Genomic DNA, 20,707 nt, shown 5'->3' on the forward strand with positions numbered 1-20,707 from the left:
GGGCGGCAGTGGCGAAAGGTTCGGTGAAAGTTCAGCGGGCGGGCAACAGGTAGCGCAAGTCGTCGAGCGTGGGCACCTTGCCGGCGGTATCGGCAGGCCGGGCTGCCGTCGTCGCGGCGGCCGCAGTCTGCACGGGAGCCGGTGCCGGGGACATCGGAGCCAGCGACGGCGTCGTGGCGGGCATCGCGACCGGTTGCCTGGCAGCGGGTACGGACGCCATTTGGGTGCCCCCCATGTCGGCCGACGCGTCGCCTGTATAGGACAACTTGTCCAGCAATGCGTGGCCATTCGCGGCAGGCTCTTCCTGGAACGCCAGCCGGCCAGCCAGGATGCCGAAGGTGATCGATGTACGGATGTAGCGTGTCTCGCCAGCCTTCAGGTCGAACGTGTACTGCGATTCCACTTCCGTCGTGCCAGCCGCGACATACATGCCGGGCTTGCGGTCGATATAGAAAAAGCCGCCAGGGCGGCTACGGCCGACCGCTTCGTCGTTCACGCGGATTTCCGGCTGGATGGCCATGCCGAGGGGCGTGGAGTCGCGAAGAAAATAGACCCGGCCGGCGTCGCTGCCTAGCGTCGGGATCGACGACGCCATTTCCTGGAAGTTCGGCCCGCTAGCGCAACCGGACAACAGCGCGGCGGCCGCCAGGGCCACCGAAACCCTACCCGTCAATTGCATGACTTTTCCCTGCTCTTGTTCTTAGTGTTCGTTATTTTTTTAGTGCGCCCTGACGCCGGCAGCAGCGAAAGGCTGGCCGTTCCACAACCGTCGAGCAAGGCCGGGATGGGCGTCAGGTGCCGTTTTGGCGGCTTCGCGAGCTTACCGCACACCGCGCTCCGTCACCATCCAGTCCATCGGCAGGTCGTGCGCTTCTGCAACAAGCGGGATCTCGCAGGCGTCGAAGCCGATGCCGATGGCGATGGGCGTGACGCCGAGCCCGGCCAGGGCGGCCAGCGTGCGGTCGTAGAAGCCGCCGCCGTAACCGAGGCGGAACTTGTTGGCGCTGAAACCGACACAGGGAATGAGCAGCGCGTCGGGCGTCATGGCTTCGGTGCCGTCGGGTACCGGAATGCCGTAGTGTCCGGCGCGCATCGTCGTGTCAGGGGTCCAGAAATGGAAATCGAGCGGCGTGCCCGGGGCCGAGACCACGGGCAGGGCGGCCATGCGGCCGGGCATCCCGCCCAGCCAGCGGGCCACCGTGCCGCGGGCGTCGAATTCGTGCTGGATCGGCCAGTAGAACCCCAGATTCCGTACGCCGAGGCGTTCCAGCAGGGGGCCCAGCGCCCGGTCGATGGCGGCATCCGATGCGGCCCGATCGGGCAGCGCGGCGCGCCGCGCCAGCAGGTCGCGGCGCAGGGCGCGCCGGTCGTTGGCGGGGGCGGCAGGCTGGTCCGTGATGGCCGGGAATTGACGGGCGTCCGGCCCGTTGTCCGGGGCTTGGGATGGGGGCATGGCGTGCAATAATGACCGCGATCAGACAATCAGAAACAGATGAAGCATGCGTGCCTGTGTTCGTGAATGGGCACGCGCCACCACATAAGGGATAGCCAAGAATGTCGAAGGGAGTATATCTGCGCCGGGCCGGCCGCTTCGCCTGGCTCGCGTTCGCAGGCGCGGTGCTGGCCATGCCGGCATACGCGCAGAAGAAGCCGGCGCCATCGCGTCCGGCGCCGCAGCAGCCCGCCGCGTCGACGATGATTCCGTCCAACCCGGACGACGCCTTCGTGGCGCTGCGCGAAGCGGCCCGCAAGAACGACGCGGACCGCGCCGCAGCCATTTCGGCCACGCTGGTGGACTACCCGATTCCGTCGTACGTCGAGTACTTCCGCATCAAGCCGCAGATGTTCGATACCGGCGGCCAGGCGCGCATCGACGCGCCCGACGCCGAAGTGGCAGCGTTCCTGCAGCGTTACCAGGGCGAGGCGATTGCCGACCGCATGCGCAACGACTGGCTGCTGGTGCTGGGCAAGAAGCGCGAGTGGGCCAATTTCGATATCCAGTACCCGCAGTTCGTGCTCAAGGACGACACGCAGGTGGAGTGCTACGCGCTGCTGTCGAAGGCGCTCAAGGGCCAGAACGTGGCCGCCGAGGCGCGCGCGACGCTGGTGGATCCGCGCTACTACGGCGACGGCTGCGTTGATCTGGTGGGCTACCTGGCGCAGAGCCAGCAGATCCAGCGTAGCGACGTGGCGTTCCAGGCACGTCAGGCGCTGGAACAGAACTACACGACGCTGGCCGCGAAGATCGCGGCTGCCGTGCCCGATGCACGCGTGGACAGCGACTCGCTGGCCACCGTGGTCAAGATGGCCCGCAACGACCCGTCGCAGGCCGCGTCGTACCTGAACACGATCGCCGGCGGCCTGTCGCGCGACGAACAGGGTGCCGCGTGGGGCGTGGTTGGCCAGTACGCGGCCAAGAAGCTGATGCCGGAAGCGGCCGGCTACTACCGCCGCCAGATGGACCTGGGCGGCAACCAGTGGCTGTCGGACGAAACGCAGGAATGGCGCGTGCGCGCGGCATTGCGCCAGGGCGACTGGAAGCAGGTGCGCCAGTCGATCGAACTGATGCGCCCCGAGCTGCGCGCCAAGGACCCGGCGTGGACGTACTGGTACGCCCGCGCGCTGAAGGCCGATGGCCGTGGCGCCGAAGCCCAGGCGCAATTCCAGTCGATCGCGGGCCAGTTCAATTTCTACGGGCAGCTGGCCAGCGAGGAACTGGGCAACCGGATCACGCTGCCGGCCCGCACCACGGTCGGCGACGCGGAGGCCATGGCCATGCGCACGCGACCCGGCTTTGTCCGCGCGCAGAAATTCTATGACCTGAACCTGCGCTTCGAGGGCAACCGCGAGTGGAACTGGGAACTGCGCGGCATGAGCGACCGCGAACTGATCGCCGCCGCCGAGTACGCGCGCAAGATCGACCTGCTGGACCGCACGGTCAACACGTCGGACCGTACGAAGGCCGAACACGATTTCGCCCAGCGTTTTCCGATGCCGTATCGCGACATCATGCAGCGGGCCACCGATGACGTCGGCCTGGACATGGCCTGGGCGTACGGCCTGATCCGCCAGGAATCGCGCTTCATCATGAATGCGCGCTCGTCGGCGGGGGCGCATGGCCTGATGCAGGTGATGCCGGCCACGGCCAAGTACGTGGCGAAGAAGATCGGCATGGCTGACTTCTCGCCGTCGATGATGGGCGATCCGAATATCAATATCCTGCTCGGTACAAATTACATGAGCATGGTACTGACGGACCTCGACAGTTCATGGACGCTGGCGTCCGCCGGGTACAACGCCGGCCCGGGACGCCCGAAATCGTGGCGTTCGAGCCTGTCGCGGCCCGTGGAAGGCGCGATCTTTGCAGAGACGATCCCGTTCACGGAAACGCGAACGTATGTCAAGAATGTGCTTTCCAACGCTACGTACTATGCTGCATTGATGAGCGGCCGTCCCCAGTCGCTGAAAGACCGGCTTGGGGTGGTCGCGCCGTCCTCGGTCACGACGACCAGCCTGCCCTGACCCTGCAACACCCTGCATAGGGACGGGGCGGCGGCTCCGTGACCGTCGGGACGCGTGCATCACGCAAGCGTCACACGAATCGTCACGGAGCCCCAGAATGAAGACCAGCAACGTCCTTGTCGTCGGGGGCGCCGGTTTCATCGGCAGCCACCTCGTGTCCCGCCTGGCCGGCGCGGCGTCCGCCTCTGGCGCACCGCTCGATCCGGCCACCAATCCCGATAGTCCCATCGCGCCCGACCGCATCGTGGTCGGCTCGCGCAGCGTCGAACATGCGCAGCATCTGCTGCTGTTGCCGCGCGTGGAAGTGGCCGAACTCGGCCTGGCCGACGCGGCTTCGCTGGATGACGCGATCGGCCCGCTTGGCGTCGATGGCATCGTCGTCAACCTGGTGGGCGTCCTGCACGGCGACCGTGGCGACCCGTACGGACCCCAGTTCGCCGCCGCGCATGTCGATCTGCCGCGCCAGCTGGTGGAGGCCTGCAGCCGCACCGGCGTTCGCCGGCTGATTCACATGAGCGCGCTCGGCGCGGACCCGCAAGGGCCGTCGATGTACCTGCGCAGCAAGGGCGAAGGCGAGCGCATCGTACGCGAGAGCGGGCTGGACTGGACCATCTTCCGTCCATCCGTCGTGTTCGGCCCCGACGATCATTTTCTGAACCTGTTCGCCCAGTTGCAGCAGATGGCGCCGGTGGTGCCGCTGGCGTGCGCCCATGCGCGCTTCCAGCCCGTGTTCGTGATGGATGTGGTACAGGCCTTCGTGAACGCGATGGCCAATGGCTCGACGGTCGGGCAGACCTACGAACTGGGCGGTCCGCAGGTGTACACGCTGGAGGAGCTGGTCAAGTTCGCGGGCCGGGCGTCGGGTCATCCGCGGCCGATCATCGCACTGCCCGACGCGCTGGCGCGCATGCAGGCCGCGGTGCTGGAACACATGCCGGGCGGCACGGTGCTGTCGCGCGACAACCTCGACTCGATGCGCCTGGACAACGTGCTCGGCGAGCCGATGGCGGCGGAACTGGGCGTCCATCCGGTGAGCCTGGAGGTCGTAATGACCGATGTGCTCGCCGGCCGCAGCCGCGACACGTTCTTCCAGTCCATGCGCGGCAGCGTGCATCGCTGAAGCCCCGGCACGGCAGGGCACGCAATTTGCACCGATGTGATTGGCGCTCACAGCCTTGCGAGCGCAATTCATTTGGAGGCCGCGCGCCGCGCCGATAGAATGTCTGGTTCGGGGCGCCTGGCGATTTGCCCGCGCCCGCGCCCGCGCCGTCGTCTTTGCGCGGTTCGCATTTGCCCCCTCTGTTTCCGCCCCCAAGGAATTCACGATGAAGCTCGTCATCGGCAACAAGAACTATTCGTCCTGGTCGCTGCGTCCGTGGCTGCTGCTGCGCCACGCCGGCATCGACTTCGAGGAAATCCCGCTGCGCCTGTTCACGAAGGATTTCGGGACGGAGATTGCCCGCTATTCGCCCGCCGGCAAGGTGCCGGCGCTGATCGACGGCGACGTGACCGTGTGGGATTCGCTGTCGATCTCCGAATACGCCGCCGAGCGATTTCCGCACAAGCAGCTGTGGCCGGCCGACGTGGCCGCACGCGCCATGGCTCGCTCGGTCTGCGCCGAGATGCACTCGGGCTTCGGCAACCTGCGCAGCCAGATGCCGATGAACTGTACGGCCGTGCTGCCGGGCCTGGGCTGGAACGTCGCCGTGCAGCAGGACGTGGACCGCATTGCCGCGATCTGGACCGACCTGCGTGCGCGCTACGGCGCCGCCGGCCCGTTCCTGTTTGGCGAATTTACGATTGCCGATGCGTTCTACGCGCCCGTGGTGAGCCGCTTCGCCACCTATGGCGTGCATCTGCCCGAAGCCGCCAAGACCTACGCCGATTTCATCCTGGCCTTGCCGGCCATGCAGGAATGGGTGGCGGGTGCCCGCGAGGAGCGCGACTTCGTGCCGGCCGACGAACCCTACCGCACGCAGCCTGAACGGGCCGACGCGATCATCGTCACGGGCTGATCATGCAGGTGTACGCCGTCGGCGGGGCCATCCGCGACCAACTGCTGGGCAAGCCGAGCCAGGATCGCGACTACGTGGTGGTGGGCGCCACGCCCGAGCAGATGGAGGCCGCCGGCTACAAGCCGGTGGGCAAGGATTTCCCGGTCTTCCTGCATCCGCAGACCCGGGCCGAATACGCGCTGGCGCGGACCGAGCGCAAGACGGCCGTGGGTTACAAGGGCTTTGCGTTCTATACCGGCCCCGATGTCACGCTGGAAGACGACCTGGTGCGCCGCGACCTGACCATCAATGCGATGGCGCAGGCCGTGGACGAGCAGGACAACCTGGTGGGGCCGATCATCGATCCGTACGGCGGGCAGCAGGACCTGCAGGCGCGCCTGTTCCGCCATGTATCCGAAGCCTTCGCCGAGGACCCGGTACGCATCCTGCGCGCGGCACGCTTCGCCGCCCGCTTCCACGATTTCTCGGTGGCGCCGGAAACCGTCGCGTTGATGCGCAGGATGGTGGATGCGGGCGAGGTCGACGCCCTGGTGCCCGAGCGCGTCTGGCAGGAACTGGCGCGCGGCCTCATGGAAGCCCGGCCATCGCGCATGTTCGACGTGCTGCGCCAATGTGGCGCGCTGGCGCGGCTGCTGCCGGAGCTGGACCGGCTCTGGGGCGTGCCGCAACGCGCCGACTACCATCCCGAGGTGGATACCGGCGTGCACGTGATGATGGTGGTGGACTACGCCGCCGCGCAGGGCGCGTCGCTGCCGGTGCGCTTTGCGGCGCTGACCCACGACCTGGGCAAGGGCACCACGCCAGAGGACGTGCTGCCGCGCCATATCGGCCACGAGCAACGCAGCGTGGATTTGCTGGAAGCGGTGTGCAAGCGCCTGCGCGTGCCGAACGACTGCCGCGAACTGGCGCTGCTGGTTGCGCGCGAGCACGGCAACATCCATCGCTCGGAGGCGTTCGGCGCGGCCGCGCTGACGCGGCTGGTGGAGCGCAGCGACGCGCTGCGCAAGCCCGACCGGTTCGCCGAGGCGCTGCAGGCCTGCGAGGCCGACGCCCGTGGCCGGCTGGGGTTCGAGGACCGCGACTATCCGCAGACCGCGCGGCTGCTGGCCGCCCGCGAGGCGGCGGCATCGGTCGATGCCGGGGCCGTGGCGAAGGCGTGTGGAGATCGGGTGGATCTGATCAAGGAGAAGGTGCACAAGGCGCGCGTGGCGGCCGTGGCGGAGAAACTGGGGCTGCCGGACTAGATCGCTGCCGTCCAGGCCCTACCGCCTACAGCCCTACAGCGCTACAGCACCTTCCCGATCACCAGCGCCACCAGCGACAGCAGGATCGTCGAGGCGAACGGCAGGACGTATTCCTTGCCGAACAGCCGGAAGCGCACGTCGCCGGGCAGGCGTCCCAGGCCGATCTTCTGCAGCCACGGCAACGCCGCCGACAGCACGATCACGCACAGGAAGATGGTGAAGGTCCAGCGCAACATGGTGATGGCCCGTTGATCGGTCAGAGTGCGTAGCTGCGGTCGCCGCGAGCGAATCCGGCCAGCGGCAAGGCATCGTCGACGTCGCGTGCCAGCGCGATGACCTTGAACAACTCGCCCATTTCGGCCTCGCTGAGCAGCTTCTGCACCGCGTTGGCCTGCGGCAGGAAGTTGCGCGCGTCGGACGGGTCGAGCGACATCATCAGCTCGGTAATCCCGGCGTTCATCAGGAAGCGCGCCTGCGACGCAAAGCCCGCCACGGTGAGTCCTGCATCGACCGCCGCTTCGGCGATGCCGCTGAAATTCACGTGTGCCGTGATGTCCTGCAGGCCCGGATACAGGAACGGATCGGGGTGCGCATGATGGCGGTAGTGGCACATCAGCGTGCCGCCCACGCGCTGCGCGTGGTAGTACTCCGATGCCGGGAAGCCATAGTCGATGAAGAACGCCGCGCCGCGCTTGAGCAGGGCGCCCACGGCGCGCGTGAAGCCTTCGCCTTCGGCATGGGTCTCGGTGACCATATCGTGGTCGCCGGGAATCTCGTGGAGCTGTGCTGGCACGGCGGCGGCGTCGAGCAGCCGGTCTTCGTACGCGAACGTATCGCCCCGCCGCACCACGCCGCGTTCGTGCCATTGGCCGCCGATACGGGCGAAGAGCCGCACGGGCATGGCGTCGAGCACCTCGTTGCCGACGATGACGCCTTCGAAGCTGTCGGGCAGGGCATCGAGCCATTGCACGCGGCCCGCCAGATGGGGGGCGCGCTGTGCCAGCGTGTCCTGCTGGCGGGCCCGCAGTTCGCCGGACAGCTCGACGATGCTGTACGACTCGGGCAGCGCATTTTCCGATTCCAGTGCCAGCAGCAGGTCGGCGGCCAGCCGGCCGGTGCCGGCGCCGAATTCCATCACGCGCGGCAGGGACATCTGGATCAGCGGCGCGAACTGGCGGGCCAGCGTGCGGGCGAAGAACGGGGTCAGTTCGGGGGCGGTGATGAAGTCGCTGCCGTCGTCGGCGCCTCGCCCGAACTTGGCCGCGCCGCCGCTGTAATAGCCCAGGCGGGGGGCGTAGAGCGCCAGCGACATGTAGCGGTCGAAGCCGATCCAGCCGCCGGAAGCCGTGATGGCGTCGCCGATAACGATGGAAAGGGCCTTGGACGCGTCAAGCGCATCGGCGGAGGGAAGGGGTAGACTAGCGACTTTCTGCATACCGCGAATTGTAGCAATGCCAGATTCGAATACTCAGGGCGCCCCGGGCGTCCAATCGCGCGGCGTGGCGCTGGTGACCGGCGCGGCGCGCCGGCTGGGCCGTGCCATCGCGCTGGAGCTTGCCGCGCAGGGCTGGGACGTGGCCGTCCACTGCAACCGGTCACGTGACGAAGCCGAGGTGCTGGCCACGCAGATCCGCGCGCTGGGCCGCCGGGCCGCCGTGCTGCAGGCCGACCTGTCCGACGAGGCCGCCACGGGCAAGCTGGTGGCCGCCTGCGTCGATGCGCTGGGCGCGCCGACCTGCCTGGTCAACAATGCCTCGCTGTTCCAGTACGACGTGGCGACGAGCTTCTCGTACGGATCGCTCGACACCCATATGCGCACGAACGTGGCAGCCCCGCTGCTGCTGGCGCGTGAGATGCACAAGGCGCTTGGTGGCGACGGCAGCAATGCCGACAATGCCGGCGAGCAGCGCGGCGTGGTGATCAACCTGCTGGACCAGAAGCTGAACAACCTGAATCCCGACTTCCTGTCGTACACGCTGTCGAAGTCGGCGCTGCAGACTGCCACGGTGCAGCTGGCGCAGGCCCTGGCCCCGCGCCTGCGCGTGGTGGGCGTGGCGCCGGGCATCACGCTGGTGTCCGGCGACCAGTCCGACCCTGGCTTCGTACGGGCCCACGGCATGACGCCGCTGGGCAAGTCGAGCACCCCCGACGATATCGCCCAGGCCGTGGCCTATCTGGCCGGGGCGCGCGCCGTGACCGGCACCACGCTGTACGTTGACGGCGGCCAGCACCTGATGCCGCTGGCCCGCGACGTGATGTTCCTGACTGAATGAAGCCGTACCTTGATTGACCCTGCCATGACCTTTGCCGCCCTTTCCCATCCCAGCCTGCAAGACTGCCGCCGCATGTTCCTGCGCAACTACGAAGTGCAGATCAACATCGGCGTGCATGAATTCGAGAAAAAGGGCGAACAGCGCGTGCTGGTGAACATCGACCTGTTCGTGTCGCTGTCTGAAACCACCCCGCAGGCCGACCGCCTGGAGGAAGTGGTCGATTACGATTTCATGCGCAACACGGTAGCCGCCCGCATGGCCCAGGGCCATATCCACCTGCAGGAAACGCTGTGCGACGACGTGGCCCGCGCCATGCTGCAGCATCCCAAGGTCCGCGCCGTGCGGGTGTCGACCGAAAAGCCCGATGTCTACCCCGATTGCGATTCGGTTGGCGTCGAGGTGTTCCACATCAAGAAGGGCTGAAGACGGGCCGGCGCGACTCGGGACGCCCACAGCGCCGGACGGGCCGGTCCAGTAGAATATCGCCCCGTCAATTCCGGCATTTCTATCGGGCGCGCGGCCATTATTCAGCGCCGCACCCGTTACAGGTACGTCCTATGAGTCACTCGGCTAACTTCTATCGCCTTGAAACCCGCTTACAGTCGCTGACCGGCAAGGCTATCGGCGACTTCGGCATGATCGAGGACGGCGACACCGTCATGGTCTGCATGAGCGGCGGCAAGGACTCGTACACGATGCTGTCGGTCCTGATGGCGCTGCAGAAGCGGGCGCCGATCCAGTTCAAGCTGATCGCGATGAACCTGGACCAGAAGCAGCCGGGATTCCCCGAGCACATCCTGCCCGAGTACCTGAAGTCCACCGGCGTGGAGTATGTGATCGTCGAGGCCGATACGTACTCGATCGTCAAGGAGAAGGTGCCCGAGGGCAAGACCACGTGCTCGCTGTGCTCGCGCCTGCGCCGTGGCGTGATCTACCGCACGGCCAAGGAACTGGGCGCGAACAAGATCGCGCTGGGCCACCACCGCGACGACATCGTCAACACGTTCTTCCTGAACATGTTCTTCGGCGGCAAGATGAAGGCGATGCCGCCCAAGCTGGCCACCGATGACGGCCAGCACATCGTCATTCGTCCATTGGCCTACTGCGCGGAAAAGGATATCGCGTCGTATGCGCGCGCCATGGAATTCCCGATCATCCCCTGCAACCTGTGCGGCTCGCAGGAAAACCTGCAGCGCAAGAAGGTGAGCGAGATGGTGCAGCAGTGGGAGCGCGAGCACCCGGGCCGCATCGACAACATCTTCTCGGCGCTGCGCAACGTGGTGCCATCGCACCTGGCCGATACCGAGCTGTTCCCGTTCACGGGGCTGGCCACCGGCCTGGCCAAGGTGGATGAGGCGTCGCTGTTCGGCGAGACCACCTACAGCCAGCAGGCGCTCCAGTTCACCGGAAACGTGGAGCCGAACCGCATGGAATTCGTGCGCTTCGACAAGATCCAGAAGGCGGGCCAGCCGGCGGCCTGAGTCTGGCCGCCGTGCCCGGAAAAGAAAAAGCCCCGTGGCCTGGCCCGGGGCTTTCCTGTTGAAGGGGGCGGCAGGCCCGACGCCTATCTGGTTGCCTGGGGTGTCTGGGGTGCCTGGGGTGCCCGGCCGCTCTCGGCCATCAGCGAGCGCGTATCGTTGATCCAGCCGTCGAAGCGTTTGACGGCATGGGCCTTCTGCTCCGGCGTGGTCATATTGGCGATCCTGACGGTCAGATCCACCCCGGCCGAGGTGCTGCGCTGCTCGCCGCCGCCGGGCCGCTGCCAGTCGTCGGCGTATTTGCGCAGCATGGCTTCCACCTGGGGTTTGGGAGGGCGGTTCGCGGAGACCTCGCGGGCCAGGGCCACCCATTCCTGCTGTCGCTTGACGCGCTCGGCATAGCGCGCGTCCGCGCTCTGCATATAAGGGCCCATCGCCTCGCGGATGGCTCTTTCCTGCTCGTTGGAGAACGACCCGTAGATCAGCTTGGCGTAGCTCATGATCTTGTCGAAGCGGGCGTCGGTACGGGCTGCGGGGTCCGATTTCAGGAATTCCTTGCGGTATTTGGCGTTGCTTTCGGCAAATTTCGCCTCCATCCGCTGGATCTGGTCGGGCTCTAGCGTCAGCAGCAGGTCGGCCAGGTCGGGCACCGCGTTGTCGAAGGCCTGGCGGCCCAGGCGCTGGGAGTCCTGCTGGACCTGCCGCACCATGGCCGGGGTGACTTCGCCACCGACTTCACCGCGCACGCGCGCCAGCACCGTGGCGATTTCGGGCAGTTGGGCGCGCCGGTGCCAGGCAAAGAAGCGGGCGATGGCTTCCTTGGTGGGCGGCTCCTGGGCGTCGGATACATCGACATAGCGGTCAACCCACCAGTAGGCCAGGCGGTCGCCCTGCTGGTATCCCAGCTTCATGGCGTTGCATCCAGCCAACGCCAGGATCATGGTAAATGCTGCAAACCATGCAAAAACGCCGCGTGACCAAATGTGAACAACGGTAACGCGAGGTGATGGACCCGATGCGGCACAGGCCCGCGTGCTAGAATCGGCGCGCATGTTTCCGGGGCCGGCGAATCGCCCGCCAGCCCAGTCGTGGCAACGGTTCAGCCACATCGGCCACACTGCTCCCAGGCTCGGATTCTTCAGCTTTTTCTCAGACACACTCACTTAGGAACCTCCTTGTGAATATCGTCATTCTTGCCGCGGGCATGGGCAAGCGCATGAACTCCACGCTGCCCAAGGTGCTGCACCCGGTCGCCGGCCAACCGATGCTGGCCCACGTGCTCGACACGGCCCGTACGCTGTCGCCGTCGCGGCTGGTCGTCGTGGTCGGCCACGGCGCCGAGCATGTGCGCCAGGCGGTGGGTGCCAACGATGTTGCCTTTGCCGAGCAGGCGCAGCAACTGGGCACCGGCCACGCCGTCATGCAGGCCCTGCCGCTGCTCGATGACGCCCAGCCCACGCTGGTGCTCTACGGCGACGTGCCGCTGACCTCGACCGCCACGCTCAAGCACCTGGTGCAGGCCGCCGGCAGTGAACGGCTGGGGGTGCTGACCGTCGAAATGTCCGATCCCAGCGGCTATGGCCGTATTGTGCGCGATGCGGCCGGCAATGTCGTACGCATCGTCGAACAGAAGGATGCCAGCGAGGAAGAGCGCGCCATACGCGAGATCAACACCGGCATCATCGTCTGCCCGACCGCCCACCTGCGCCGCTGGCTGTCCACGCTGCGCAACGACAACGCGCAAGGCGAGTACTACCTGACCGACACCATCGAGCGCGCCGCCACCGACGGCGTGGAGATCGTGTCGTCCCAGCCCGCCGAAGTGTGGGAAACGCTGGGCATCAACAGCAAGGTCCAGCTGGCCGAGATCGAACGCATCCACCAGCGCAACATCGCCCAACGCCTGCTTGAAGCGGGCGTCACGCTGCTGGACCCGGCGCGCATCGACGTGCGTGGCCAGCTGACCTGCGGCCGCGACGTGACCATCGACGTAGGCTGCGTGTTCGAGGGCCGCGTGCACCTGGAAGATGGCGTACACATCGGCGCGCACTGTGTGATCCGCAACACCGTGGTCGGCGCCGGCGCACGTGTGCAACCGTTCTGCCACTTCGAGGAAGCAAAGATCGGGCCGGATGGCCGCATCGGCCCTTACGCGCGTCTGCGCCCCGGCACCGAGCTGGGCCAGGACGTGCATATCGGCAACTTCGTCGAAGTCAAGAACAGCCAGATCGCCAACCACAGCAAGGCGAACCATCTGGCCTACGTGGGCGACACGACGGTGGGACAGCGCGTGAACATTGGCGCGGGTACGATTACCTGCAACTACGACGGCGTGAACAAGCACCGCACCGTGATCGAGGACGATGTCTTCATCGGGTCCGATACGCAGCTGGTGGCGCCGGTGACCGTGCGCCGTGGCGCCACGATCGGCGCGGGCACCACGCTGACCAAGGAAGCGCCGGCCGACAAGCTCACGCTGTCTCGCGCGAAACAGATGACGATCGACGCCTGGCAGCGTCCGGTCAAGCAACCGAAAAAATAAAGGGGTTCAGTTATGTGTGGCATCGTCGGCGCGGTTTCGCACCGCAATATCGTTCCCGTCCTGGTTGAAGGGCTGCGTCGCCTGGAATACCGTGGCTACGACTCCTGCGGCGTGGCCGTGGTGCGCGACGCGATCCTGGAGCGTGCGCGCACCGTGTCGCGCGTGGCCGACCTCGATACGCAGACCCAGTCGTCGGGTCTGGGGGGCCAGCTGGGGATTGCCCACACGCGCTGGGCCACGCACGGCAAGCCCGATACCGTCAACGCGCACCCGCATTTCTCGGACGAGACCATCGCGCTGGTGCACAACGGCATCATCGAGAACTACGAGCCGTTGCGCGACGAACTGCGTGCCGTGGGCTACGGTTTCGAGTCGCAGACCGATACCGAAGTGGTGGCCCACCTGATTCACCAGGCCTACACCTATCCCAGCAGCGCCACCCGTGGCGACCTGTTCGGCTCGGTCCGCGCGGTGACCAAGCGCCTGCATGGCGCCTACGCGATCGCCGTGGTGGCCAAGGACCAGCCCGACGTGGTGGTCGGCGCGCGCGCCGGTTCGCCGCTGGTGGTGGCGCTGGGCAACGACGAGTCGTTCCTGGCGTCGGACGCGCTGGCCGTGGCCGGCACGGCCAACCGCATCATCTATCTGGAAGAGGGCGACGTGGTCGAACTGACCCGCGCCGGCGCCACGATCCGCGACGTCCATGACGCCGAGGTGCAGCGTGAGGAGCGCGTGGTGGAAGCGCATGCCGCGGCCGTGGAACTGGGCCCGTTCCGCCACTTCATGCAGAAGGAAATCTTCGAGCAGCCGCGTGCGCTTGGCGATACGCTGGAAGGCATCGCCGCCATCACGCCGGACCTGTTCGGCGACAGCGCCGCGCAGGTGTTTGCAGAGATCGACAGCATCCTGATCCTGGCCTGCGGCACCAGCTACTACTCGGGCTGCACGGCCAAGTACTGGCTGGAATCGGTCGCCAGGATCCCGACCCAGGTGGAAGTGGCCAGCGAATACCGCTACCGCGACACCGTGCCGAACCCGCGCGCCCTGGTGGTGGTGATCTCGCAATCGGGCGAGACCGCCGACACGATGGCCGCGCTGCGCCACGCCCGATCGCTGGGCCACACGCACACGCTGGCCGTCTGCAACGTGGCCACCAGCGCGATGGTGCGCGAGACGGAACTGCGCTTCCTGACGCGCGCCGGCACCGAAATCGGCGTGGCGTCGACCAAGGCGTTCACGACGCAGCTGGCCGCGCTGTACATGCTGACGCTGGCGCTGGCCAAGGTACGCGGCCACCTGACCGAGCAGCAGGAAGCCGATGCGCTGACCAACCTGCGTCACCTGCCCGCCGCGCTGCATGGCGTGCTGGCGCTGGAGCCGCAGATCATCGCCTGGTCCGAGGATTTTGCCCGCCGCGAGAACGCCCTGTTCCTGGGCCGTGGCCTGCATTACCCGATCGCCCTGGAAGGCGCGCTGAAGCTCAAGGAAATCTCGTACATCCACGCCGAGGCGTATCCGGCGGGCGAGCTCAAGCACGGCCCGCTGGCGCTGGTGACGGAAGCCATGCCGGTGGTGACGGTGGCCCCCAACGACGCGCTGCTGGAAAAGCTGAAGTCGAACATCCAGGAAGTGCGCGCCCGTGGCGGCCGCCTGTACGTGTTTGCCGATTCGGACACGCACATCCAGTCGTCGGACGGCATCCAGGTGATCCGCATGCCCGAGCACTACGGCGCGCTCTCGCCGATCCTGCACGTGGTGCCGCTGCAACTGCTGGCATACCACACGGCCTGCGCCCGGGGTACCGACGTGGACAAGCCGCGCAACCTGGCGAAGTCGGTGACGGTGGAGTAATCCTGCGTCCGGCCCTGCCATCGGGCTATCGGGCCATCGACCATCGAACAAGGGCCGCCTCCGGGCGGCCTTTGTCTTTGTCGGGCCATGCTGTCGGGGCGAAAGCGGTCGTCTGAAGTGGTCGTCTCGAACGCGTCCCGGCACGAGCTGACGCAAGGTCCAGCACGATTGCGGCGTTGTCTCATAGCCGTTGCGTTTCCGGCGCGCTACAAAGTAAAAGGCCTCCCGCTTGAACTGCACCCCAAAAGTTGGACATGAATCCCCCATGCGGGACGACCTGCAGGCCGCCTTCTGGCGCAAGCGCCTCGACTTCCTGCTCTCCGAGCGGGGCCTTCAGCGGTATCGTTGCCGCAAGCATGTGCCCGATCCGGCGGTTCTGACGCCGGTGGAGTTCAGGTATCGCTTCACCCAGATTGGCCGGAACAACCAGCCGGTTCGCATCCGCCGTGCCCGGTCGGGCGGGCTGTTCGTCCCCGATTGATCCCACTGCAACCGGCCTGCGGCCTACCGCCCGGTAACCCCTCTGCAGATGGCGGATTGCATTTCGCGGTATCCTTGCCGGCATGCCGCGTCGGCGCCTCTCCCAATCGGCGCTTCGTGGCGCGCCTGCCCCGCGCCCGCATCATGCCGCGCGGGCACCATGGCGCCTCCAGCGAACATCAATATGAAAGACCTAGAAAGTGAGCTGATCGGCTCCGCCCGGCTGCCGACCCGCTATGGCCAATTCACTGCCCATGCCTTCCAGGGCGTGGACACTGGCACCGAACACCTGGCGCTCTCGATGGGCGATATCTCGGGCGAGGACGTGCTCCTGCGCCTGCATTCCGAGTGTCTCACCGGCGATGTGTTCGGCTCGTGCCGCTGCGACTGTGGCGAACAGCTCGACTTGGCCATGAAGAAGATCGCCGAGGAAGGCCGCGGCGTGCTGCTGTACCTGCGCGGCCACGAAGGCCGGGGCATCGGCCTGTCCAACAAGATCCGCGCCTATGCGCTGCAGGACACCGGGCTCGATACCGTCGATGCCAACCTGGCGCTGGGCCAGGCCATCGATTCGCGGACGTATGCGTTTGCCGCCGATTTCCTGCGCCAATGGGGCGTCACGTCGGTTCGCCTGATGAGCAACAACCCCATCAAGATCAAGGCGCTCGAAGACGCGGGCATCAAGGTGACGGAGCAGATGCGTCACATCGTGCCGTCCAACTCCGAAAACGAGAAGTACCTGGCCACCAAGCGGTCACGCATGGGCCACTTGCTGGACTGATCCTCCGCGCTGCGGGCCTGTAGGCATAGGCCGACAGCGGCTTGCGAGGCCCCCCGACAGCCCGGCCGGGGCCACTCTTCTATCTTGGAACACAAGGGCCGCGTGGCTTCAGGCCGCGCGGGATGTTCCATGCGCGTCGCGCGGTGCGTGCGCGCTGATGAGAGGAGTCCGACATGGCTGACAACAACGTCTCTGTGCTTAATGACCTGATTGAAGTCTCGCGGGATGGCGAGGAAGGGTTTCGCAAGGCTGCCGAAGATGCCAAGAATCCGGAACTGAAGACGCTGTTTTCGAGCCGGGCCACGGAGATTGGCGCGGCTGTGCGCGAGCTTCAGGCGCAGGTGGCCGCGCTCGGCGGCAAGCCTGAAGACCACGGCAGCGTGGCCGGTGCGCTGCATCGCGGTTGGCTGAGCCTGCGCACGGCGGTAACGGACCGCACCGATCTGGCCATTCTGGAAGAAACCGAGAAGGGCGAGGACGTTGCCAAGAAGAAGTACGCCGATGCGCTGCAGGAAAGCGATCTCAGTTTCGATATTCGGGCACTGATCGAACGGCAATATCAGGGCGTGCTGCGCAATCACGACCTGATTCGGGATCTGCGCAATCGCTATCGTGCGAGCGGTGAATGAATGGTCCGGTCAATATGAAGAAAGGCGCCTCCATTGCGAGGCGCCTTTTTTATTTCCCATGAATCGGAATCAGTATCACTCGCATATTCATCGTTGTGCGGCATTTTGCCGGGTTTGCAAACAATGATCGGCCGGAAAGCCGCGCGGAGCTTGAAGTTCCGGAGCGGGGAATTACCATGAAAATCGTCGCTGGCCCGTATTAAGGATCGAAGGGGACCAAGGTCATGAAAGCAGACAAAAAGGTAATTCAGTTGCTCAACGGTCAGCTCAAGCACGAACTGACGGCAATCAACCAGTATTTTCTGCACGCCCGCATGTATCGCCATTGGGGTCTCCAGGCGCTGGGCAAACATGAGTATGAAGAGTCGATCGAGGAAATGAAGCATGCCGATCGGCTGATCGAACGTATTCTCATGCTCGACGGCCTGCCCAACCTGCAGGATCTGGACAAGCTCATGATCGGCGAGAACACCGAGGAAATGCTCGGCTGCGATCTGAAGCTCGAACTGGTATCCCAGGCCAGCCTGAAGGAAGCGATCAAGTACTTTGAATCTGTGAGTGACTACGTGTCGCGAGACATCGTGACCGATATCCTGGACGACACCGAAGACCATATCGACTGGCTGCAGACCCAGATCGAACTGGTCGCCAAGGTCGGCGTGCAGAACTACCTGCAGTCGGCCATGGGTGGGCCGGAGGAATAGCCGGGCCGGCCACCCCGCGCGTTCCCCTGCTTCCGCGCCGCTCCCTTGCCGGCTGGCAGGACGGATCCACGTCCTGCAGACTTTTCTCACTTCGGCTACACTGCGCCCCGCACCACAGAACGGCCCATTCGGGCCGGCATCCCGGGGCGGGGTGGCAGAGTGGTTATGCGACGGCCTGCAAAGCCGTTTACGACGGTTCGATTCCGTATCCCCGCCTCCACTCCCCGAAGCGTATCCCGTCTTCCTTCCCGGTTTTCTCCGCTGCAGTCACCTCGGTGGGCGTTCTTCCACGCACGCATTATCTTCACGAAACATGCCGATACCGAGGGGCAGGCCTGGCGCTATTTATGCTCGCTTTCTGGCTATGCATGGCACGCGTCGCATTCGGTGATTTCCCTCTGGAAACTCGGGCGCGATTGCGATACTGTGAGGCCCGCGTGCACCAATCGTCAGCAATTCACCGCTCTCCTTGGTGCCGTTGTCGTACGACCCGCCGGTCGTGGCGGCACGGCAGCTGGCGCACCACGTTTCACCATGCAGGGCTTCCATGGCGTATCCGTCGCAACGTGATGAGAGAAACAGAGGCTCCCAATGATTAAAGACATGCGAATCCGGATGGCGCAGCCGTCGGATACGCTCGCTATCGGCACTGTTCTTGAGCGGTGCGGCTTGCCGATAGACGATCTGCCGCGACTCGTCGGCGAATTTCATGTGGCCGTGCTAGAAGCGCAACTGGTGGGTTGCGCTTGTGCCGAGCTATTTGGCGATACGGCGATTATCCGATCGGTGGCCGTGCTGCGCGAATGGCGCGACCAGGGCGTGGCCAGCCATCTGGTACACGCCGTGATGATGCGCGCGCGTGCCAACGGCAGCCGTCGCGCGGTCTTGCTGACGTCCACCTGCCCCAGCTACTTCGCGCGTTACGGTTTCTCGCTGATTCACGCGTCGAAGCTGCCCACCGAGGTACTGGAGAGCCAGGAGTTCCGGCGGCTGCGCGATACCAGCGCGCTGTGCATGAGCGCCGAACTGATGTGAGCGCCGGCAAGGTTTCGTAAAAGCGTCAATAATCGGGCCTTCACGTTCAGCCAGTACAACGAGGAGACCCCATGCCGACGACCGTCCGCGCCATCCGCCTTCACGAATTTGGTCTGCCGCAGGTCATGCGGCTGGAATCGGTGGAACTGCCGGATCCTGGCCCCGGCGAGGCGCGCGTGCGGCACACGGCCATCGGCTTCAATTTCATCGATATCTACCAGCGCCGTGGCACGTATCCGCTGCCGGCCGGGACCGGGCTGGGCTTCGAGGCGGCCGGCGTGGTGGAGGCGGTGGGGCAGGGCGTGACCGATGTGGCCGTGGGCGACCGCGTGGCCTACATGAACGCGGGGCTGGGCGCCTATTCGGAAGGCCGCAACGTGGCCGCCGACAAGCTCGTCAAGCTGCCCGACAACGTCAGCGACGAACAGGCCGCCGCCACCATCTTCAAGGGCATGACTGCGCAGTACCTGGTACGCCATACCCATGCGGTCAAGCCCGGCGACACGGTGCTGGTGCATGCGGCGGCCGGCGGCGTGGGCCAGATCCTCAGTGGCTGGGCCAAGGCGCTGGGCGCGCGCGTGATCGGCACGGCCGGTTCGGCGGCCAAGTGCGAGCGCGCGCGGGCGGCCGGTTGCGATGTCGCCATCGACTACAGCCATGGCGACTGGGTCAAGCAGGTGCGCGATGCCACCGACGGGCGCGGCGTGACGGTGGTCTATGACGCCGTGGGCAAGGACACCTTCCTTGGGTCGCTCGACTGCGCCCAGACCTTCGGCATGGTCGTGCTGTACGGCGCGGCATCGGGCCCGGCGCCGGCCATCGAGCCCGAGCTGCTCAACAAGAAGGGCTGCCTGTTCCTGACCCGGCCGTCGGTGTTCCCGCACAACGCCGATGCGGCGCGCTTCCGCGCCAATGCCCGGGATCTGTTCGATGCCATCGCCGCCGGCCATGTGAAGGTCGATATCGGCGCCCGCTTCCCGCTGGCCGATGTGGCGCACGCGCACGAGGCGGCCGAGCGCCGCGAGACGACCGGCGCGATCCTGCTGCAGCCCTGAATCCCCGACGTCGGCCGCGATCTAGTGGCGATGCGTGGCGCGGCCCGGTGCCGCGCCGTCGTCGCACTGGTTGATCTCGACGCTGACGTGCACCAGTTCCTCGTGGATGGACAGCGCCTGGCGCACGCGCTGCGGCGTCAGCGTGGCGTCGTGCGTGACCAGGCTGGCGATGCAGGCAAACTGCTCGCGGCCCACGCGCCAGACGTGCAGGTCCGCCACGCGGGTGTGGCCTTCGCCGTGGGCGAATTCGTCGAGCACTTCGCGCACTTCGTCTACCACGGGGTGGTCCATCTCGCGGTCCAGCAGCACCGTGCCGCTCTGGCGCAGCAGGCCGATCGCCCAGCGACCCACCAGCACGGCGCCCACCAGACCCATCACCGGGTCAAGCCAACTCCAGCCCAGCCACCAGCCGCCGGCGAGTGCCACGATGGCCAGCACCGACGTGGCCGCATCGGCAATCACGTGCAGGTAGGCAGCGCGCAGGTTGATGTCGTGATGCGGGTGGCCGTGATCGTGACCATGGCCATGGCCGTGGTGGTGATGGTGCCCGTGGTCATGCCCGTGGTCATGCCCGTGATGGGCGCCGCCCAGGATCAGCGCGCAGCCCAGGTTGACCAGCAGGCCGATGGCGGTCACGGCCATGGCTTCGCGGTAGTGGATCGGCGCCGGGCTGAACAGCCGCTCGATGGAGCCGAATGCCATCAGGCCGGCCACACCCAGCAGGAAGACGGCGCTGGCAAAGGCGGCCAGCACCTCGATTTTCCAGGTGCCGAACGTGAAGCGCGCGTCCTGTGCCAGCCGCCGGGCCGCGGCATAGGCAAACGCCGACAGGCCGATGGCCACCGCGTGCGAACTCATATGCCAGCCGTCGGCCAGCAAGGCCATCGAATTGAAGCCCAGGCCGGCGGCGATCTCGATGGCCATCATCGCCAGCGTGATCCACATCACCAGGCGGGTGCCGCGTTCGGCGGCCTGGTTGCCGGTGTCGAAGACGTGGGAATGGGTCCACGCCGAGAAATTGTGCGTATGCATGAGGTAGTCCGTGATGCGGGATGGATGCAGCCTCTAGGGTAGCAGCCGCATCCCGACAGTCATCTG

At 66.1% G+C, this 20,707-nt stretch carries 22 protein-coding genes and 1 tRNA gene; 16 read left to right on the forward strand and 7 right to left on the reverse strand.

Annotated features, from left to right (window positions below):
- Window positions 1–31: 31 nt before the first annotated feature.
- Together BLQ58_RS25400 and BLQ58_RS25405 are read right to left on the reverse strand one after the other, a co-directional pair.
- Entirely contained in the window at window positions 32–679 is a 648-nt protein-coding gene (locus tag BLQ58_RS25400) for a DUF2846 domain-containing protein (RefSeq protein ID WP_092602975.1), read from the reverse strand.
- A 141-nt stretch (window positions 680–820) separates the two neighbouring features.
- The gene (locus BLQ58_RS25405) at window positions 821–1,453 is read right to left on the reverse strand and encodes a 5-formyltetrahydrofolate cyclo-ligase (RefSeq protein ID WP_092602977.1); all 633 of its coding nucleotides are present in this window, start codon (window positions 1,451–1,453) and stop codon (window positions 821–823) included.
- Window positions 1,454–1,554: 101 nt separating this feature from the next.
- On the opposite strand from BLQ58_RS25405, the gene BLQ58_RS25410 reads away from it, so the two are divergent.
- From BLQ58_RS25410 to BLQ58_RS25425, 4 genes are all read left to right on the forward strand, one after another.
- Window positions 1,555–3,522, forward strand: a complete 1,968-nt coding sequence (locus BLQ58_RS25410; protein WP_092602979.1) for a lytic transglycosylase domain-containing protein — start codon at window positions 1,555–1,557, stop codon at window positions 3,520–3,522.
- Window positions 3,523–3,619: 97 nt separating this feature from the next.
- Window positions 3,620–4,642: a complex I NDUFA9 subunit family protein gene (locus BLQ58_RS25415; RefSeq protein WP_092602981.1), complete on the forward strand. Its 1,023-nt coding sequence runs from the start codon at window positions 3,620–3,622 to the stop codon at window positions 4,640–4,642.
- Between the two features lie 205 nt (window positions 4,643–4,847).
- The gene (locus tag BLQ58_RS25420) at window positions 4,848–5,537 is read left to right on the forward strand and encodes a glutathione S-transferase family protein (RefSeq protein ID WP_092602983.1); all 690 of its coding nucleotides are present in this window, start codon (window positions 4,848–4,850) and stop codon (window positions 5,535–5,537) included.
- Window positions 5,538–5,539: 2 nt separating this feature from the next.
- Window positions 5,540–6,781, forward strand: a complete 1,242-nt coding sequence (locus tag BLQ58_RS25425) for a multifunctional CCA addition/repair protein (protein WP_092602985.1) — start codon at window positions 5,540–5,542, stop codon at window positions 6,779–6,781.
- Window positions 6,782–6,822: 41 nt separating this feature from the next.
- Here the strand turns inward: BLQ58_RS25425 and BLQ58_RS25430 are convergent, their stop codons facing one another.
- The gene (locus BLQ58_RS25430; RefSeq protein WP_092602987.1) at window positions 6,823–7,017 is read right to left on the reverse strand and encodes a DUF2905 domain-containing protein; all 195 of its coding nucleotides are present in this window, start codon (window positions 7,015–7,017) and stop codon (window positions 6,823–6,825) included.
- Between the two features lie 20 nt (window positions 7,018–7,037).
- Window positions 7,038–8,216 (reverse strand): class I SAM-dependent methyltransferase, encoded by a 1,179-nt coding sequence (locus tag BLQ58_RS25435; RefSeq protein ID WP_092602989.1) that lies wholly within the window; start codon window positions 8,214–8,216, stop codon window positions 7,038–7,040.
- Window positions 8,217–8,232: 16 nt separating this feature from the next.
- Between BLQ58_RS25435 and BLQ58_RS25440 the strand changes: the two genes are divergently transcribed.
- The 3 genes from BLQ58_RS25440 (at window position 8,233) to ttcA (ending at window position 10,535) form a co-directional block, all read left to right on the forward strand.
- Window positions 8,233–9,054, forward strand: coding sequence for an SDR family oxidoreductase (locus tag BLQ58_RS25440; RefSeq protein ID WP_175460004.1), 822 nt, complete (start codon window positions 8,233–8,235; stop codon window positions 9,052–9,054).
- Between the two features lie 24 nt (window positions 9,055–9,078).
- The gene (locus BLQ58_RS25445) at window positions 9,079–9,477 is read left to right on the forward strand and encodes a dihydroneopterin aldolase (protein ID WP_092602991.1); all 399 of its coding nucleotides are present in this window, start codon (window positions 9,079–9,081) and stop codon (window positions 9,475–9,477) included.
- Window positions 9,478–9,611: 134 nt separating this feature from the next.
- A complete protein-coding gene (gene ttcA, locus BLQ58_RS25450) occupies window positions 9,612–10,535 on the forward strand; it encodes a tRNA 2-thiocytidine(32) synthetase TtcA (protein WP_092602992.1) in 924 nt (307 codons plus the stop codon).
- Between the two features lie 83 nt (window positions 10,536–10,618).
- Here ttcA and BLQ58_RS25455 read toward each other — a convergent pair whose 3' ends face one another.
- Window positions 10,619–11,443: a DUF6279 family lipoprotein gene (locus BLQ58_RS25455; RefSeq protein ID WP_092603065.1), complete on the reverse strand. Its 825-nt coding sequence runs from the start codon at window positions 11,441–11,443 to the stop codon at window positions 10,619–10,621.
- A 266-nt stretch (window positions 11,444–11,709) separates the two neighbouring features.
- Between BLQ58_RS25455 and glmU the strand changes: the two genes are divergently transcribed.
- The 7 genes from glmU to BLQ58_RS25490 all read left to right on the forward strand — a co-directional run bounded on the left by glmU (window position 11,710) and on the right by BLQ58_RS25490 (window position 17,739).
- The gene (gene glmU, locus BLQ58_RS25460; RefSeq protein WP_092602994.1) at window positions 11,710–13,074 is read left to right on the forward strand and encodes a bifunctional UDP-N-acetylglucosamine diphosphorylase/glucosamine-1-phosphate N-acetyltransferase GlmU; all 1,365 of its coding nucleotides are present in this window, start codon (window positions 11,710–11,712) and stop codon (window positions 13,072–13,074) included.
- 12 nt (window positions 13,075–13,086) lie between these two features.
- The gene (gene glmS, locus BLQ58_RS25465) at window positions 13,087–14,925 is read left to right on the forward strand and encodes a glutamine--fructose-6-phosphate transaminase (isomerizing) (RefSeq protein WP_092602996.1); all 1,839 of its coding nucleotides are present in this window, start codon (window positions 13,087–13,089) and stop codon (window positions 14,923–14,925) included.
- Between the two features lie 265 nt (window positions 14,926–15,190).
- Entirely contained in the window at window positions 15,191–15,406 is a 216-nt protein-coding gene (locus BLQ58_RS25470; RefSeq protein ID WP_092602998.1) for a hypothetical protein, read from the forward strand.
- A 183-nt stretch (window positions 15,407–15,589) separates the two neighbouring features.
- The gene (gene ribA / locus BLQ58_RS25475) at window positions 15,590–16,186 is read left to right on the forward strand and encodes a GTP cyclohydrolase II (protein WP_092602999.1); all 597 of its coding nucleotides are present in this window, start codon (window positions 15,590–15,592) and stop codon (window positions 16,184–16,186) included.
- A gap of 173 nt (window positions 16,187–16,359) precedes the next feature.
- The gene (locus BLQ58_RS25480) at window positions 16,360–16,815 is read left to right on the forward strand and encodes a PA2169 family four-helix-bundle protein (RefSeq protein WP_092603001.1); all 456 of its coding nucleotides are present in this window, start codon (window positions 16,360–16,362) and stop codon (window positions 16,813–16,815) included.
- Between the two features lie 224 nt (window positions 16,816–17,039).
- Complete coding sequence (gene bfr, locus BLQ58_RS25485) at window positions 17,040–17,519, forward strand: bacterioferritin (RefSeq protein WP_092603003.1); 480 nt, start codon at window positions 17,040–17,042, stop codon at window positions 17,517–17,519.
- A gap of 145 nt (window positions 17,520–17,664) precedes the next feature.
- Window positions 17,665–17,739 (forward strand) — tRNA-Cys (locus tag BLQ58_RS25490).
- A gap of 125 nt (window positions 17,740–17,864) precedes the next feature.
- Here the strand turns inward: BLQ58_RS25490 and BLQ58_RS29240 are convergent.
- A complete protein-coding gene (locus BLQ58_RS29240) occupies window positions 17,865–18,230 on the reverse strand; it encodes a hypothetical protein (RefSeq protein ID WP_175460001.1) in 366 nt (121 codons plus the stop codon).
- Here BLQ58_RS29240 and BLQ58_RS25495 point away from each other — a divergent pair.
- Window positions 18,111–18,554, forward strand: coding sequence for a GNAT family N-acetyltransferase (locus BLQ58_RS25495; RefSeq protein ID WP_092603005.1), 444 nt, complete (start codon window positions 18,111–18,113; stop codon window positions 18,552–18,554). The genes BLQ58_RS29240 and BLQ58_RS25495 overlap by 120 nt on opposite strands.
- Window positions 18,555–18,625: 71 nt before the next feature.
- Window positions 18,626–19,609 carry a quinone oxidoreductase family protein gene (locus BLQ58_RS25500; RefSeq protein ID WP_092603007.1) on the forward strand — a complete coding sequence of 328 codons (984 nt, stop codon included), beginning with the start codon at window positions 18,626–18,628 and terminating at the stop codon, window positions 19,607–19,609.
- A gap of 21 nt (window positions 19,610–19,630) precedes the next feature.
- On the opposite strand, the gene dmeF is transcribed toward BLQ58_RS25500, so the two are convergent.
- Window positions 19,631–20,641 carry a CDF family Co(II)/Ni(II) efflux transporter DmeF gene (gene dmeF, locus BLQ58_RS25505; protein WP_092603009.1) on the reverse strand — a complete coding sequence of 337 codons (1,011 nt, stop codon included), beginning with the start codon at window positions 20,639–20,641 and terminating at the stop codon, window positions 19,631–19,633.
- Window positions 20,642–20,707 lie beyond the last annotated feature (66 nt).

It is taken from the genome of Ralstonia sp. 25mfcol4.1 (assembly GCF_900104095.1).
Classification (GTDB): Bacteria; Pseudomonadota; Gammaproteobacteria; order Burkholderiales; family Burkholderiaceae; genus Cupriavidus.

What these genes read in the sequence shown, in the direction of transcription:
- ribA (WP_092602999.1), top strand. Translation starts at nt 15,590, where the DNA reads ATGAAAGACCTAGAAAGTGAGCTGATCGGCTCCGCCCGGCTGCCGACC.
- BLQ58_RS29240 (WP_175460001.1), bottom strand. Translation starts at nt 18,230, where the DNA reads ATGAAATTCGCCGACGAGTCGCGGCAGATCGTCTATCGGCAAGCCGCA.
- BLQ58_RS25405 (WP_092602977.1), bottom strand. Translation starts at nt 1,453, where the DNA reads ATGCCCCCATCCCAAGCCCCGGACAACGGGCCGGACGCCCGTCAATTC.
- BLQ58_RS25470 (WP_092602998.1), top strand. Translation starts at nt 15,191, where the DNA reads ATGCGGGACGACCTGCAGGCCGCCTTCTGGCGCAAGCGCCTCGACTTC.
- BLQ58_RS25440 (WP_175460004.1), top strand. Translation starts at nt 8,233, where the DNA reads ATGCCAGATTCGAATACTCAGGGCGCCCCGGGCGTCCAATCGCGCGGC.
- BLQ58_RS25445 (WP_092602991.1), top strand. Translation starts at nt 9,079, where the DNA reads ATGACCTTTGCCGCCCTTTCCCATCCCAGCCTGCAAGACTGCCGCCGC.
- BLQ58_RS25500 (WP_092603007.1), top strand. Translation starts at nt 18,626, where the DNA reads ATGCCGACGACCGTCCGCGCCATCCGCCTTCACGAATTTGGTCTGCCG.
- BLQ58_RS25420 (WP_092602983.1), top strand. Translation starts at nt 4,848, where the DNA reads ATGAAGCTCGTCATCGGCAACAAGAACTATTCGTCCTGGTCGCTGCGT.
- ttcA (WP_092602992.1), top strand. Translation starts at nt 9,612, where the DNA reads ATGAGTCACTCGGCTAACTTCTATCGCCTTGAAACCCGCTTACAGTCG.
- BLQ58_RS25435 (WP_092602989.1), bottom strand. Translation starts at nt 8,216, where the DNA reads ATGCAGAAAGTCGCTAGTCTACCCCTTCCCTCCGCCGATGCGCTTGAC.
- BLQ58_RS25480 (WP_092603001.1), top strand. Translation starts at nt 16,360, where the DNA reads ATGGCTGACAACAACGTCTCTGTGCTTAATGACCTGATTGAAGTCTCG.
- BLQ58_RS25415 (WP_092602981.1), top strand. Translation starts at nt 3,620, where the DNA reads ATGAAGACCAGCAACGTCCTTGTCGTCGGGGGCGCCGGTTTCATCGGC.
- BLQ58_RS25455 (WP_092603065.1), bottom strand. Translation starts at nt 11,443, where the DNA reads ATGAAGCTGGGATACCAGCAGGGCGACCGCCTGGCCTACTGGTGGGTT.
- BLQ58_RS25430 (WP_092602987.1), bottom strand. Translation starts at nt 7,017, where the DNA reads ATGTTGCGCTGGACCTTCACCATCTTCCTGTGCGTGATCGTGCTGTCG.
- glmS (WP_092602996.1), top strand. Translation starts at nt 13,087, where the DNA reads ATGTGTGGCATCGTCGGCGCGGTTTCGCACCGCAATATCGTTCCCGTC.
- BLQ58_RS25425 (WP_092602985.1), top strand. Translation starts at nt 5,540, where the DNA reads ATGCAGGTGTACGCCGTCGGCGGGGCCATCCGCGACCAACTGCTGGGC.
- BLQ58_RS25495 (WP_092603005.1), top strand. Translation starts at nt 18,111, where the DNA reads ATGATTAAAGACATGCGAATCCGGATGGCGCAGCCGTCGGATACGCTC.
- BLQ58_RS25410 (WP_092602979.1), top strand. Translation starts at nt 1,555, where the DNA reads ATGTCGAAGGGAGTATATCTGCGCCGGGCCGGCCGCTTCGCCTGGCTC.
- BLQ58_RS25400 (WP_092602975.1), bottom strand. Translation starts at nt 679, where the DNA reads ATGCAATTGACGGGTAGGGTTTCGGTGGCCCTGGCGGCCGCCGCGCTG.
- bfr (WP_092603003.1), top strand. Translation starts at nt 17,040, where the DNA reads ATGAAAGCAGACAAAAAGGTAATTCAGTTGCTCAACGGTCAGCTCAAG.
- dmeF (WP_092603009.1), bottom strand. Translation starts at nt 20,641, where the DNA reads ATGCATACGCACAATTTCTCGGCGTGGACCCATTCCCACGTCTTCGAC.